This window comes from Rhodopirellula maiorica SM1 (assembly GCF_000346295.1).
GTDB lineage: Bacteria > Planctomycetota > Planctomycetia > Pirellulales > Pirellulaceae > Novipirellula > Novipirellula maiorica.
On the sequence record NZ_ANOG01000281.1, the window covers coordinates 14,448 to 29,093 of the forward strand.

Annotated in this window: 9 protein-coding genes and 1 pseudogene; 8 read left to right on the forward strand and 2 right to left on the reverse strand. The window is 55.1% G+C overall.

The window, feature by feature from the left end:
- Positions 1-150 precede the first annotated feature (150 nt).
- Entirely contained in the window at positions 151-531 is a 381-nt protein-coding gene (locus RMSM_RS09170; RefSeq protein ID WP_236622063.1) for a hypothetical protein, read from the reverse strand.
- A 256-nt stretch (positions 532-787) separates the two neighbouring features.
- Entirely contained in the window at positions 788-1,477 is a 690-nt protein-coding gene (locus RMSM_RS09175; RefSeq protein ID WP_008694522.1) for a metallophosphoesterase family protein, read from the reverse strand.
- Positions 1,478-1,879: 402 nt separating this feature from the next.
- Between RMSM_RS09175 and RMSM_RS09180 the strand changes: the two are divergent.
- The 8 genes and pseudogenes from RMSM_RS09180 to RMSM_RS09215 all read left to right on the forward strand — a co-directional run bounded on the left by RMSM_RS09180 (position 1,880) and on the right by RMSM_RS09215 (position 14,554).
- Positions 1,880-2,945 (forward strand): annotated as a pseudogene (locus RMSM_RS09180) (AAA family ATPase).
- Complete coding sequence (locus tag RMSM_RS09185) at positions 2,935-3,816, forward strand: DUF58 domain-containing protein (protein ID WP_008694527.1); 882 nt, start codon at positions 2,935-2,937, stop codon at positions 3,814-3,816. Before RMSM_RS09180 ends, RMSM_RS09185 begins: the two are co-directional and overlap by 11 nt.
- A 92-nt stretch (positions 3,817-3,908) precedes the next feature.
- Positions 3,909-6,308, forward strand: a complete 2,400-nt coding sequence (locus RMSM_RS09190; protein ID WP_008694529.1) for a BatA domain-containing protein — start codon at positions 3,909-3,911, stop codon at positions 6,306-6,308.
- On the forward strand, positions 6,305-9,103 hold the full coding sequence (locus tag RMSM_RS09195; protein ID WP_008694531.1) for a vWA domain-containing protein: 2,799 nt from the start codon (positions 6,305-6,307) through the stop codon (positions 9,101-9,103). The genes RMSM_RS09190 and RMSM_RS09195 overlap by 4 nt, the downstream gene beginning before the upstream one ends.
- Positions 9,104-11,464 carry a hypothetical protein gene (locus RMSM_RS09200; RefSeq protein WP_008694533.1) on the forward strand — a complete coding sequence of 787 codons (2,361 nt, stop codon included), beginning with the start codon at positions 9,104-9,106 and terminating at the stop codon, positions 11,462-11,464.
- A gap of 69 nt (positions 11,465-11,533) precedes the next feature.
- Entirely contained in the window at positions 11,534-11,896 is a 363-nt protein-coding gene (locus tag RMSM_RS09205; protein WP_008694536.1) for a hypothetical protein, read from the forward strand.
- Positions 11,896-13,380, forward strand: a complete 1,485-nt coding sequence (locus tag RMSM_RS09210) for a hypothetical protein (RefSeq protein WP_144057508.1) — start codon at positions 11,896-11,898, stop codon at positions 13,378-13,380. Before RMSM_RS09205 ends, RMSM_RS09210 begins: the two co-directional genes overlap by 1 nt.
- A gap of 85 nt (positions 13,381-13,465) precedes the next feature.
- A complete protein-coding gene (locus RMSM_RS09215; protein WP_008694541.1) occupies positions 13,466-14,554 on the forward strand; it encodes a hypothetical protein in 1,089 nt (362 codons plus the stop codon).
- Positions 14,555-14,646: the final 92 nt, after the last annotated feature.

The following is a 14,646-nucleotide window of genomic DNA, read 5'->3' on the forward strand; positions in this document are numbered from 1 at the left end:
CCTTGAGAGTTGCGGGGACTCATTGCCTTCGGAGAAGATTTGAAACGCCGAAGTTATTTCCGAGCGTTTACCTAATAGCAGCGTCTTTGTTGCTGCAACCGGAGGCAAGCCGCTCGCGGCAACGAGAGCAAGCGGTATCTGGATCGCTATTTAGTTGCCGGAGTTAGAAACGGGCGTTGCCATAAATGGATTGGTTCGCTCGACGCCCATCGGATCTCGGTTTTCGAGGGTATCATTGTTGACGGTAAAGGCAAACAGTGGAGTTTGGAACGCGTCTTCGTAGATGTGTCGTACCGTCCAACCGTTGTCGGAAGCCGCTTTGGCGGTGGGGTTCTTCTTGGCCAATGCGATGCCTGCCTCGCGCATGCGTTCACGATTAACGTGACGAAATTTGTTTGCGCCTTCGCGGCTGATCACGTACCAGAAATCGACTGAGTCGACGGCAGGGTCGACCACCACCTTCTGCAGCATGGTGTATTCGTCCACGATCACGGGACATTCGGTATTCGCGTTGGCCAGCGTTTCCCGCATATCTTGCTTGAGGCCGAACTGATCACAGCCCGATGCCATTGCCAAGGTAACAACGACTAGACTGACGAAAAAAACGTTTTGGGGGGGCGAGTCGACATGCGGAGGGACCGTTACGAATCATTGGGTTCACCAACAACCGACGTTGGCGTTCAAAAGGAACCTAGGTCGGTTTGCCGCGTCTCGCAAACGATCCAAATCGAAACGGGGTGCTCGATGAGAAACCGATCCTCACAACCGGCAATACCGTTTCGACCGTCTAACAAACGTCGTCGAGATAAAACTTGCGAGTTTCGCCCGTTTGATTGGCTTGCCACAGCATTTTCGATTCGACGTCCAGACAGCTGAGCCATCCGGTGTCATACACCCGAGTGTCAATGCAAATCGCATTGTCGGTTCGTGTGGGAAGTCCCGATTTCTGAGAGGTATGGCCACACACCACGATCTTGCCCGAAATGTGACGCGGTTTGGAGCTGAACTTCTCCCAATACAAGACGTGATCCTCCAGTTCGTTCATCGGCACCTGGGGGGAGTAGTTGGCGTGCACGAAAATGTGATGCTCGGATTCGTAGTAGGGCAGAACGCGATCGGTAATAAAATCCCAGTGGGATCGCGGCACCATTTGCAATGTATCGGCATCCGCTTTGCCGTTGGATGCGTACGAGCACAATGCTTCGTAACCGCCGAAACCTAGCCAGCGGTCGTATTGATCTTTATTGCGACGCGCTTGCGCCATCATCAGGTCGTGATTGCCTCGCAGCGGAAAAAGCTTGTGCGTTTTGTCTTTGCTAATCAACCAATCCAGCACGCGGCGAGAATCACGACCGCGGTCAACGTAGTCCCCTAGGGTGACAACGGTGTCGTCGGGAGTGATCTCGACAAATGTCTCGAGTGTAACGAGTGCCTTATAGCATCCATGAATATCGCCGATGGCAAGTAATCGCGGCATTTTTGTTACTCCCTTGGTTTATCATCCAGCCAGCGTCGCAAACAAGCCAGCGTCGCACACAAATTGGCAAACAGTTTGCAGATTGGCAAACGGTGTGCCTTTTTGCTTTGAAAAGTCTGTCCCCCCACAAAGGATGGGAACTGTGCATTCGGTTTGGCGAAAATTACAAGGCTGATCGCTGTTGGAGGCCTGATTGCTGCTGGCGGCTAGGGAAAATCGTCGACCCTACCGCCTTTTTACTAATTTATGTCACTCCAAACCTAATTGTCACGGCCCTTTTATCGTTCCCAGGGCGCTTGGAGTTAAGATTCTTGGTATTCTGTTAACATAAATTGAGGCGGACGGCTCTTGTCGTCAAATCACGCCATGATTGACTACCCCTTCCAGAAGTAAGGATGTTGCATGTCCGCAGACGCCGCGGCAAATCAGAACGGGATCAGCGAAGCTGACTCGAAACGATTGCATGAAGCTCGCAAGCGAATCATTGAACAATTGGGCAAAATCATCGTCGGCCAGGAAACGGTCATCGACGAAATCATGATCTGTCTGTTTAGCCGAGGACACTGCATGCTCGGAGGGGGTCCCGGGGCTAGCCAAAACGCTGATGATCAGCACGTTGGCTCAATCCTTGGACCTTTCATTCAGCCGGATCCAGTTCACGCCTGATTTGATGCCCGCCGACGTGACGGGAACCGAGATTATCGAAGAGGACCGCTCGTCCGGAAAACGCGATTTTCGCTTTATGGAAGGTCCGCTGTTTGCCAACGTGGTGTTGGCAGACGAAATCAACCGGACGCCCCCGAAAACGCAAGCCGCACTGCTCGAAGCGATGCAGGAGCGTCAAGTCACCGTGGGACGCAATCGGCACATGTTGTCTGATCCGTTCTTCGTCTTGGCGACTCAGAACCCGATCGAACAAGAGGGAACGTATCCGCTTCCCGAGGCACAGCAAGACCGGTTCATGTTCAAGGTCTATGTCGAATACCCGAGCTTTGACGAAGAATTCGAAGTGGCTCGCCGAACGACGGGGAAAGCGGCGGAGAAGGTCGAAGCGGTGTTGGGCGCTGAAGAAATTCTGCGACTGCAGGAATTGGTTCGCCAAGTTCCGGTCAGCGACCATGTCGTCCGCTATGCTCTCTCGCTGGTGCGTCAAACTCGCGTGGGCGGCGAAGGGGTCCCCGATTTTGTTGACGAATTGGTCGGTTGGGGAGCTGGTCCGCGAGCGGTCCAGTTCTTGATCCTCGGCGGCAAGGCACGAGCGCTTTTGGAAGGACGCTTTCATGTGCAGATCGAAGACATCCAATACTTGGCCAAACCGGTGTTACGTCACCGCATGGTCGTCAACTTTGCCGCCGAAAGCGACGGAGTGACCAGCGACGACGTGATCCAGCGTATTATTGCCGCGACGCCAACGACCGAGGACGAACTTTCCCGCGATGCCCGATTCCAAAAAATATTTGCGTCCTGAGGTTACCGCTCGGATTCGTCGACTCGAATTGACGGCCCGCCGAGTGGTCGAAGGATTTTTATCGGGAATGCATCGGAGTCCGTACTTTGGACAATCGATCGAATTCCTGCAGCACCGCCAATACACTCGAGGCGACGAGATTCGTCACATCGATTGGAAGGTGTATGCGCGTCAAGATCGGCTGCACATCAAACAGTACGAAGAGGAAACGAATCTTCGGCTCACGCTGCTTGTCGACCGCTCGGCCAGTATGGCGTACGGCGATGGCGAATCGAACAAGTTTGATTATTCGGCATCGATCGCTGCTTCGTTGGCGTACCTCGCACTGCGTCAAAAGGATGCCACGGGGCTGGTCACCTTCGATACGAAAGTGCGATCGACGGTGCCGGCGAAAAGCAACCAACAACAATTGAATCGGATCTTAGCGACGCTCGATTCGGTTGGCGCCGATGGTCGCACCGATTTGGTGTCGGTGGCCAAAGAGATTTCGCAAGGCATTCCGCGTCGCGGTTTGGTGGTGATCATCTCGGATTTGCTCGGCGTCGATTCGCTGCTAGAAGGTTTGCGTTTGCTTCGCCAACGCGGGCATGACGTGGCGATGTTCCATGTGCTGCACGACCATGAAATTGATTTTGAATTCAATGGAGCCACTCGTTTTGAAGGCCTCGAAAGCGAAGACTTCTTAAACTGTAATCCGCGTGCACTGCGTGAAGGTTACTTGGCCGCATTAGACGAATTTTTGACGAGCACCAAGAAAGCTTGTGGGCGTTTATCGATTGACTATCTGCAAGTCCGCACCAGTGAACCGCTCGATGCGGTGTTGGCCAAATTCCTGGCCGCCCGACAATCGCTTCCGAAATTGAAACGATAGACTCCACGCAAACGATTCGCAGCAGCGAAAACGTGACGCTGTTGCTGAAATCCTGAACTTTTACCTTTCACTCTTCTGACGTCGAACTTCCCTTGTTTCTTTATCCCGCATTAACGATCGGCTTTTTGTTTGTCGCGGTGCCATTGTTGGTCCACCTGATCAACATGCTACGGCATCGACGACAAAAATGGGCTGCCATGGATTTTTTGCTCGCGAGTTACCGCAAGCAGAAAAAGTGGATTCGACTGCGACAACTGCTGTTGTTGTTGTCCCGTTTGGCTGTGGCCGCCGTCTTGATCGCAATGCTGTGCGGATGGAACGGTGGCGGGCAAATGCTCGGCATGTTGGGCGGAACCACCACCCACCACGTTGTGATTTTGGATGACAGCTATTCGATGGGCGATGCGTCCGGTGGGACTACCCCTTACACGCGTGCACTCGAGGCGTTACAGAAGTTGGCACGTCGATTGGCCACCGACGACGGAAACCATCAATTGACGGTGATGCGATCAAGCCGGGCAGCATTGACGCTACGAGGCGGCAGTGAATCGGGTGACTCTGCAGCTGATTTGTCCGCACAAACAGTGACATCCGATTCACGATTGATTAGCCGAGTGATGTCGACATCCGCATCGTCGCTGCTGACCGATTTAGTGCCGGCGTTGGATTTGGCGACCGAGCTGATTCAATCGACTCCGGCGGACCGAAAGGTATTGTACATCGCCAGCGATTTCCGTGATCGTGATTGGGCGACGCCTCAGCGGTTGGCCGAAGCGATGCGTGCGATTTCTGGTGACGACGTATCGATTCGGATGATCGATTGTGCGATCGGAAGTGCTGCTAATTTATCGGTCGTCGATGTCTCACCCGCCCAAGATGTTTGGGTCGCCGGAGTGCCGGTGGTGATCAACGCCAAAATTCGCAACAACGGCCCCAGCGATGTCAACAACGTTTCTCTGGACAGCCGGGTTTATCACTATCCCAGCGAAGTCACTCAGCCGGATCCAACCTTGGTGACCAGCGGACGCGTTGAATCGCTTCCCGCATCGGTGATCGAATCGTTACCAGCGGGCCAGGAAGTGACCGTGACGTTCCAAGTTTTTATTGCTGAACAGGGAGTTCATGCGATCGAAGTTTCGCTGCCCGAGGACGCGTTGTCGATCGACAACAAACGGACCTGCACCTTGCCGCTTTCGGATGCGGAAAAAGTATTGATCATCGACGCCGACCCCGAAGCACGTGGTGCCTACCACGTTGCATCGGTGTTGGACCCTGGAAGTCAAGTTCGCATCGGTGCGATTCCCGATGTCCAGCCGCCCGCGTTTTTGCGATCAGCGACGCTGGAGACCTTTGCCGCCTATCGAGCGGTCTATCTGGTCAATATTCCTGAAATCAACGAAAATGTCGCCGATGCGTTGGACCGTTATGTTCGCCGTGGCGGCGGTGTGATGTGGTTCCTTGGCGATGACATCCAGCGTGATTCTTACAATCGCAATCTGTTGGCTGCTGGCCGACAACTATTGCCGATGCCGTTGGGCGAATCCAAGCCGGTGGCACCTTCGGACGAGGGAACGACTGCGGATGTGGTATTCGGAGATTCGCCTGAGTTACTGGCGCCACTAAAAACGGCAGGCGACGCGGCATTGTCACTGATCGGATTGTCACGATCATGGACGCTCGAAGTCCCGGGAATCGAGGCCACCGATGATCCCAACCGGCCTCGCGTGAAAACGGTCTTGAAGCGTCGCGACGGCAATGCATTTGTGACTCAGCATGACGTCGATCGCGGACGCGTGATCACCGTACTTAGCGGCATCGACGGCCAATGGACCAATTGGCCGGGTGACCCTACGTTTGTGGTCTTTCTGTTACAAGCCAACGCGGATCTATGGAGCGGAGCGGCGCCGCCGACTCGCCGTTTTATCGACGAACCGGTCGAGCGAACCATCGCTCTGGATCAATACGCTCCGCAGGTGATGTATTTGCCGGCCACCGATCAGCCGCCGCGGGTTCCCGTCGAAATGGTTGCCGAACCGATCGACACCGATGCCAGCACCGAAACACTTGCCGAAGTGGTGTTGGATCCGACGGAGATGGTGATCGCGGGCGAATCCAACGTCAGCGATATTTTGCAGCCGGGCATTTCGGAGTGGGCATTTACGCAAACCGATGGACGTCGCCGAATCATTCCGGTCGCGTCGGTGATTCGCAGCGGCGAAGGCAATTTGAAGCGTGCCGACGCCGCCGTCATTCAACAAAACCTATTGCCAGTGGACGTGCGATTTTTGAGTAGCGAAGCATGGAATGCTGAAAACCAGACGGCCGGAAGCTCGAAGTTAACTTTGTTTCTATTGGGATTGTTGGGGTTGTTGTTGGCGGCCGAACAAGCCTTGGCTTATTGGGCTAGTTACCACACATCGTCCACCGCATTGGGTGGCGGCAAACGTCCGGCGAGTCATCTCGGAGCCTTTTCATTGCGAGGTGCTCGATGAACGAAACCACAAACGCGAGCGTGAACCAAGCGATTTCCGATGCGGGATCAATCGCCGCCGACCACGACACACAGCAAATTGTTTACGAATTCGCCAGAGCGACGACGCTAGAAGGTTGGTGGTCGTGGGCGCTGTTGATTGCCGCGATCATCGCAATCTTGTTTGTTTGCATCCGACTGTATCGGCGTGATACAAGCGAGTTGTCGGTGGTCACAAGACGAACGTTGATCGGATTGCGGTTGGTGACCATCGCCGCGCTCATTTTCTTTTTCTTTGATCTGCACCGACGAACCGAACGGATGGTGACTCGGCCAAGCGAAGTGACGATTCTGGTCGATACCAGCCAAAGTATGTCGTTGCCAGTCGGATCGATGGCCGGTACCGAGAGCCGCGCCGAGAGGACAGCGCGTTTGTTGAGCGAATCAAATCTGCTGGAGAAACTTGAAACAGAACATCGCGTCAGTATTTATTCGTTCGACCAAACCAGTGCCCCCAAGTTGTTGGAGTCACGAGGTGGACCTGCGGTCGCCAATCCAGACGATTCCGCATCAGCACCGACACGTGCTCCGGTGTCCAAATGGGCAACCACCGGAGCCCTGTTGGTGGGGCTGGGGATCGTACTGTCGGTGCTATCGCTGCTATTCGGAGTGGCGGGTCGTGTGGAGCTTGTCGGATGGTGTGTGGGCGGGTCCGCGTTGTCGTTTGCATTGGGCATTGCCACTCTGGGCAGCGTGTACGCGATCAACACGCAGCGAAGTTTATCGCAAATTTTGGGGGTCGAGCCGACGGCGATCGAACCGGTTGTCGAAGATGAGCCGGTGGTGGATGAGGCGACGAAACCGCTTCGTGTTTCGGATTGGGCCAAAGAGCTCGCAGCCACCGGAGCGCAAAGCCGGATTGGCGACGCGCTTCGCAGCGTTTTGACGGACCATGATCCGTCGACATTGGCCGGTGTGGTCGTGTTGACCGACGGCCAAAACAATGGCGGAGTTGGATTGACCGCGGCAATCGCCACTGCCACCCGAAGCGAAGTCGCGGTGTTCCCGGTCGGTTTGGGAAGCAGCAGTGCACCGACAAACGTTCGCGTCGTGGATCTCGATGCACCACGCCGCGTCTATCCTGGTGACAAATTTGCCATCACTGCGATGTTGCAAGCCAGCGGCCCGAAAGAACTCGAAGTTGACGTTCAGTTGCTCGACAAACTTGACGATGACGACGCGGGAACCAACGAATCGGATCCGACCGCGAATTTGGGCGAGGTCATCGACAGCAAGAAAATCAAAGTGGCCAGCGATGGCACGCTATCGGCGATCCGTTTTGAAATGGAACCGGAATCGGTCGGTCGTCGTCGTTTAGCGGTTCGCGTCGTCGCGCCGAAAGAAGATCAAAACAAACGCGACGATGCTCGCGACGCGCGTTACGAAGTCGTTGCCAAAAAACTGCGAGTACTGGCGATTGCCGGTGGTCCGACTCGCGAATACCGCTTCGTTCGTAACTTGTTGTTCCGCGACAAATCGATCGAGCTTGATGTTTGGCTGCAAACCGGCCGTCCGGGGATGAGCCAGGATGCCGATCAAGTGTTGCAAGAATTCCCCTCGCGACCCGAAGACTTGTTTCAATACGATACAATCATGGTGTTCGATCCTGATTGGACCGCGATCTCGGGTGAATCACTTGATTTGATGGATCGTTGGATCAGCCAGCAAGCAGGCGGTTTGATCATCGTCGCTGGCCCGGTTTACCATCCGCAGTGGACTCGATTACGGACCGACCCACGAGTCAGCCGCATCTCGGGTTTTTTCCCGGTGAACTTGTCCACTCGTGGTGCGCTGCTAAGCGGCGGACGGCAAGGTGGCGATAACCCGTGGCCATTAGACTTTACCCCCGAGGCCCGTCGTGCCGAGTTTCTGTGGATCGCCGAAGACCCCGCCGAAAGCTTTGAAATCTGGGAACAATTCGGAGGCGTTTACGACTTTGTGGGCGTCAAAAGTGCAAAGCCGGGTGCCAAGGTCTATGCAAATTTCTCGGACCCGACGACCGAAATTGGGGGCACGAAACCGGTCTACTTGGCGTCTCATTTTTACGGAGCCGGACGGGTTTATTTCCAAGGCAGTGGCGAAATATGGCGACTTCGCGGTGAGAGCGACGCCTATTTCGACAGCTACTACACCAAGCTGGTCCGCTGGGTCAGCGAGGGACGATTGATGCGTGACAGCACCCGTGGTGTGTTGCTGGTCGACTCGTCGCGAGTGATGGTGGGCGAGACGATTACGGTACGTGCGATTTTGACCGATGACCAATTCGAGCCGCTGAACGTTCCTGAGGTCAATGCTAAGTTACTCGCCCCGAGTGGCGGCATCGATGACATCAAATTGTTGCCGTTAAAGGGAGAGCCGCGACCGGGAACCTATGGCGGTCGCTTCGTCGTGCGTGAGGCCGGCAGTTACGAATTGCGTCTGACGCTGGGCGATGCACTCGAAGAGCAAGTGCTGCGTCAAAGCGTGCAAGTCCGTTTGCCGACGGTCGAACTAGAGCGTCCCCGACGCAACGATGATGAACTGAAACAACTTGCCGATATGACAGGCGGCACCTATTCACCGATGGGCGAACAAACGGACCTGCAATCGCTTGCCGGTTCGCTAACTTCGCTTTTAAAACCGCAACCTCAAACCACCGTTCTGCCGGGCACGCCGGACATCGATTTTAACCGTCGTCGCAACATCGTGTTGATGTGGCTGATCGCGACCATGTTGACGATGGAATGGGTTACCCGGCGTTTGCACCGATTGGCTTAGATGGGCACACAACTTTCACTTGATCCGAAACTACGTCAGCTGATCGATTCGCTCCGCCAGCGAATCCGTCGGTATGTCGTCGTGGATTCACTGTTGGCGATCGTTTCCGTGGTGTTGGCCGCGTTTTGGATCGGATTGGCGTTAGACTACGGTCCTGTCTTGATGGGCGGCACTGAAATGCCGCCACTGGCACGATTGATTCTGTTGATCGTGGTGGCCGCAATCGTGCTGGTAATTGTGGTGCGGTTGCTGATCGGCCGTTTGCGGCGACCGCTGCCTGATGACAGTTTGGCTTTGTTGTTAGAGCGTCAACACCCGCACCTCGGTGGCCGCTTGGTGACCACGGTCCAATTGAACCAATCCGGTCGTGGACACGATTCGCACGCCACAGAACTTTTGAAACAAGTCCACATGCAAGCGACGCAGGCGGTCGACAACGTTGACACGTCGCGTGTGTTTTCTTGGCAACCGATCGTGCGCAAATCAATGATCGTCGCGCCGTTGTTGCTCGCATCGCTGTTATTGTTAATTTTCAGTCCCGCTGCGTTTGGTCGTGCCGCCGGACGTTTAACGCTGCTGTCGAACGATCCATGGCCGCGACGGGCAAATCTAGAGATGGTCGGGGTTGAATTGCCCGTGATCACCGCCACCGACGAAGAAGCCTTGGCGCCCGAGCTTGTCGAATTCGAGGACCATGTGATCCGGTTGCCGCGTGGCAGTAGCGGGACGCTTCGCATTCGCGCCAAAGCCGAAGACGCCGAAGTCCCTGTGGTCTGTACCGTCTATTATCGCAGCGACGATGGAACTCGTGGGCAATCCAATATGCGTCGTATTGGACGTGTGGTCGATGGTTACCAGTCCTTTGTTTTGGACGGGCCGCCGCTTGAAGGTCTGAGCGATTCGATCTCGCTCAGCGTGCGAGGACTTGACGCACGGTTGGATGATTATCGTATCGAAGCGGTTACGCCACCCGCGATCACCAGCATGAATGTCGCGGTGCGTTATCCCGATTACCTGCGTCCCGAAGGGGCATCGGAATTCGATTTGCAGACAAGTTATCAAGCCGGATTGCGGTTGCGCGAGGGGAGTGATGTCGTGCTGACGGCGACCAGCAGTGTTCCACTCGGTGATACCGACGTGGTACTCCGAAACGATGCCGGCGAATTTCAACGCGTCGAGTTGGTCCCCAGCGAAGATCGTCGCCAGGGAAAAATTGTGCTCGACAACTTTACCGCATCAACAGCCGTTCGAATGGTGCCGCGAGATCAACAGGGGATCTCGGCGCAATCGCCGTATCGTTACTTTCTAGGCGTCGTTACCGACGAAGCGCCCGAAGTGCAGATGCGGTTAAAAGGTATCGGCACCGCGGTCACCGCCATCGCCAAGATTCCGTTGGAAGTGGTGGCGAAAGATGATTATGGAATCGAATCGCTCGCAGTCTCGGTGACGCAATCGGACGACCAGGATGAAGGCCGAGCGAATGCGGAAAAGGCGAAATCCGACGCCGCAGCAAAAACTTCCGATGAAACCAACGGAGTTGATTTGCCACTGAAATGGGACCGTGACGGAAACGCGAAAACCGAAATCGATTTGCGTGATTTGGTTGCGGAGCAGCGAATGCCTGAATTGGTTCCCGGCGGTGTGATCCATGTCTTTGCTGAGGCTCGCGATGGCTACGATCTTGGTCAAACGCACCTCACTCGTAGTGAGTTGTATCGTTTAGAGATCGTTACGCCTGAGAAGCTTTTGGCCTTATTGGAACGCCGCGAATTAGGGCTGCGGACGCGATTGGAACAAACCATTGACGAAACGCGGAATCTGCGAGATACGCTCGATTTGCTTCGCCGCAAAGGCTTTGACGCTGCCGCGGACGAGCCGAGCGAAGAGGGGGATGTGACCCGTACCGCACAGGTCCGACTGCTGAGAGTCCAACAAACCGGGCTGCAAACCAGTAAAACGACTGAGGAATTGACCGGGATTGCCGCCTCCTTGGACGACTTGTTGCAAGAGATGATCAATAACCGCGTCGATTCGGCGGATCGTCGCGAACGGATCGGCGTTGGGGTACGAGATCCCTTGAAAAGCATCGTCTCAGGTCCGCTGCAGCGATTGAAAGACCAGATTCGAGCGATCGAACAAAGTGTCGACGACCCCGCCGCAGCGTCTGCGAAAACGAAGGAAGCCGTCCAAACGGCCGAAGACGTTTTGCTGCAATTGACTGCCGTGCTCGAAAAAATGCTTGATCTGGAAAGCTATAATGAAATCCTAGATATGGTGCGAGAGTTGATCGATGACCAAAACGAGCTGCTCGACGAAACCAAAGCGGAACAGAAAAAACGCGTGTTAGACCTGTTCAAATAGCGATCGCTGCAGCTGTCAAAAATTGCATGACGGCGTTGCCGCAACACGACCAATCCGAGTGATCGAATCATGATTCAACCAACGACCCTGAGAAACCTGACGCTTGCTTTCGGACTCGGGTTGCTGCTCAGCGGCTTTATGGCAACCCAATTTGCTGCTGCTCAGGAAGCGAATCTACCCGAGCGGCAAACCGGTGTTGCGTCGCGTTATGAGCGACTCGAAGAATTGCTTCTGCGGCTGGCAGAGATGGAGGCCGCGGAAAACCCCGAGCGTGCGGCGTTATTGCGACGCGCGGCGCGTCAATCTCGTGACCAATTTGTGCTCAGCCAACTGCGGGATGCCACCGAGGCACTGCAAAACCACGGTTCCAAGAGGCAGTCGACAAGCAAAAAGGAGCTGCCGAAGGACTCCAAGGATTGTTGCAGCTGTTGATGAGCGAGGATCGATCGAAGCGAATCCGCGATGAAAAACAGCGTGTTGCCAATCTGATCAAAGACTTGAAACGCGTCGAGCGTGCTGAGCGAAGCACTCGGGCGCGGAATGAAAACGGCGCCGACCTGGATGAGGTTCAAGCTGAACAGGAAGCGATTACCAAACGCAGCGAAGCGCTGCAGGCAGAATTGTCCGAAAAAGATGCCGAAGAAGGGGCAGACGAAGGCAAGCCGGACGATGGCAAAGCGGACGACGGGGACGAAGACCAGCAAGAAAAAGGGGGCGAGAAATCTGACAAACCTGGCGAGGAATCGGAATCATCCCCTGATTCAAAGGATCCGAAATCAGGGGACTCAAAGTCAGACGACGCGAAGTCCGAAAAAGGGGACGGCATGGACCCCCAAGATCCAAGCGATCAAAAGCCAAGTGATCAGAAGCCGGGCGATCAAAAGCCGGGCGAGTCCGGCGATCCCTCCGAGAACAAGCCGAGCGAATCGGATTCACCCAAACCCTCGGACGCAAAACCATCAGACGCCAAGCCCTCCGATGCAAAACCATCGGATTCCAAACCCAGTGGCGATTCATCACAGTCGCCGCCCAGTGGTGATTCTCCGCCCGAACCCTCGGATTCGCCCCAAGATCAATCGCAATCGCCTCAGAGCCCTCAGCAACAAGCCGAGCAGCAGCTGCAGAAAGCGATTGAAAAGATGAAGGAAGCGGAAAAGGAGCTCGAACAGAACAAACGAGCCGACGCGACGGAGAAGCAGCGTGAAGCCGAGGACAATCTGCGTGAGGCGATCGATCGGCTCGAACGGATTCTGCGTCAACTGCGCGAAGAAGAGATGCAACGCGAGCTGGCGAAGCTGGAAAGTCGGCTGCGACGGATGGCTGCGATGCAGTCCAAGGTATTGGATGACACGATTGCACTGGCGGCGACCCCGAAATCCCAGCGTAACCGTCAAACCGATCTAAAAGCGGGTGATTTGGCGTTTGAAGAGAAAAAAATTACGCTCGAAGCCGACCGTGCGATGCTATTACTACGGGAAGAAGGATCGAGTGTCGCGTTCCCCGAAGTGGTTTCTCAGATCCGCCTTGACACCACTCACGTGGCCGAACGGCTTGGTGAGACTAAAATAGACGCAGTCACCCAAGGGATCCAACAAGACATATTAGCGGCCCTTGAGGAGATGATTGCCGCCACTCAAAAGGCTCAGCGCGATCTAGAAAAGAAGAAGCAGCAACAACAGGGGCAACCTCAGCAGGGGGGAAAGCAGGAGCAACCCCTCGTCGAAGCACTGGCCGAATTAAAATTGATCCGTACGATGGAAACACGGATAAAAACAACGACATCCCGTTACGCGGGGTTGTTAGAATCAAACGAATCAACGGCAGAAGAGACATTGCCCTTGCTTCAGGACTTGTCCGAACGTCAAAATCGGTTGTATCAAATCACTCGTGACTTGGTGCTCGAACGCAATCAATAAAACTGCGAGGTTGTCTGTGGGTTACACCAACGCTTCTCAAAGAGCCCTTCATCAAACCGCGTCTGACCACCACAGACCGTCGGCGATGGAAGTGTCCGAGTCAAACCACCATGCGGTTTACCGCTGGTTGATCGCATTTTTTGTCTGGGGCTCGATGGCGATTTTCGCGTCGATGGTGATCGGTGCGGATGCGTTGGAGCGTCAAGCAAGTTGGCAGGCCTACAATGTCGACGAGATGTCGCAGATGCTTCGATCGTCATTGGATGAACTGGGGGTGATTCCCGACCGGATGGATCAAGCATCGGAGGAATTTGTATCGGCGATCGAAAAGAACGACGCTGATTCGCTCGATGCCTTCGTCGCGGTGATTCGTGGTATCGCACCGACTGTGGAAAACTTGGTCAGCTCGACCCAGCGAAGCCTTGCCGCCGCCAGTGCCAGTGTCGACCCGAACACGCCCACCTACGGCGAAATTGAATCGTTGCCCAAGACGATGCGGATGAGTGTTCGCACATGGTTGGGCCGCGAATTGGTTCGCAACCGACTCTATGACGAAGCGCTGCCAGTGATCGCCGAAGTCGATCCGACGGAATCCATCGATCCTGCTGCGGTGCTGTTCTATCGTGGTGCTTGCTATCACGCGCTGCTGATGAAAAAGGAAGCGTTGGCTGATTTGCGTCGCTTGCTTGAAAACGAAGATGATTGCCCGATCCGGTTTTCGCGAACCGCAACAATGATGGTTTCCGACATCAAACCGCTGAAAGAAGATTCGCTTGATGAAATCTCTCGCATCATGACCGATGTGACTCGTCGTTTGGATCTAGGACGCAGCGATGAACAGGTTGAGAAGCGTGAGCAAGAGATCATCGACAAGTTGACAAAGCTGATCGACAAGATCGAAGAGCAGCAACAACAGCAGCAACAGCAACAACAATCCAGTGGCGGTCAAGGAGGCCAGGGAGGCCAAGGTGCTCCGATGGCCGATAGCCAAGCGGGTGGCGCCAGCGGCAATGGCGATGTCGATCGAAAGAAGATCAAAGACCGCGACGGATGGGGAAATCTGCCGCCTGCCGAACGCAACGAGGCGCTGCAACAAATCAGCCGCGATTTGCCCACGCACTATCGCGAAGCCATCGAAGCCTATTTCCGCAAACTAGCCACCGAAGGCCAGTGAGCGGACGGCGTCTACATTCACCTCCCTCTTGGGGAGGTCAGAGTCGGCGGTAGCCGTCTCTGGGTGGGGCTCGCGGTGTTGGAAATGGAACG

Bases quoted from the DNA above. Each gene is read 5' to 3' on its own strand.
- RMSM_RS09195 (WP_008694531.1), top strand. From the start codon at position 6,305: ATGAACGAAACCACAAACGCGAGCGTGAACCAAGCGATTTCCGATGCG.
- RMSM_RS09200 (WP_008694533.1), top strand. From the start codon at position 9,104: ATGGGCACACAACTTTCACTTGATCCGAAACTACGTCAGCTGATCGAT.
- RMSM_RS09215 (WP_008694541.1), top strand. From the start codon at position 13,466: ATGGAAGTGTCCGAGTCAAACCACCATGCGGTTTACCGCTGGTTGATC.
- RMSM_RS09210 (WP_144057508.1), top strand. From the start codon at position 11,896: ATGAGCGAGGATCGATCGAAGCGAATCCGCGATGAAAAACAGCGTGTT.
- RMSM_RS09205 (WP_008694536.1), top strand. From the start codon at position 11,534: ATGATTCAACCAACGACCCTGAGAAACCTGACGCTTGCTTTCGGACTC.
- RMSM_RS09170 (WP_236622063.1), bottom strand. From the start codon at position 531: ATGCGGGAAACGCTGGCCAACGCGAATACCGAATGTCCCGTGATCGTG.
- RMSM_RS09175 (WP_008694522.1), bottom strand. From the start codon at position 1,477: ATGCCGCGATTACTTGCCATCGGCGATATTCATGGATGCTATAAGGCA.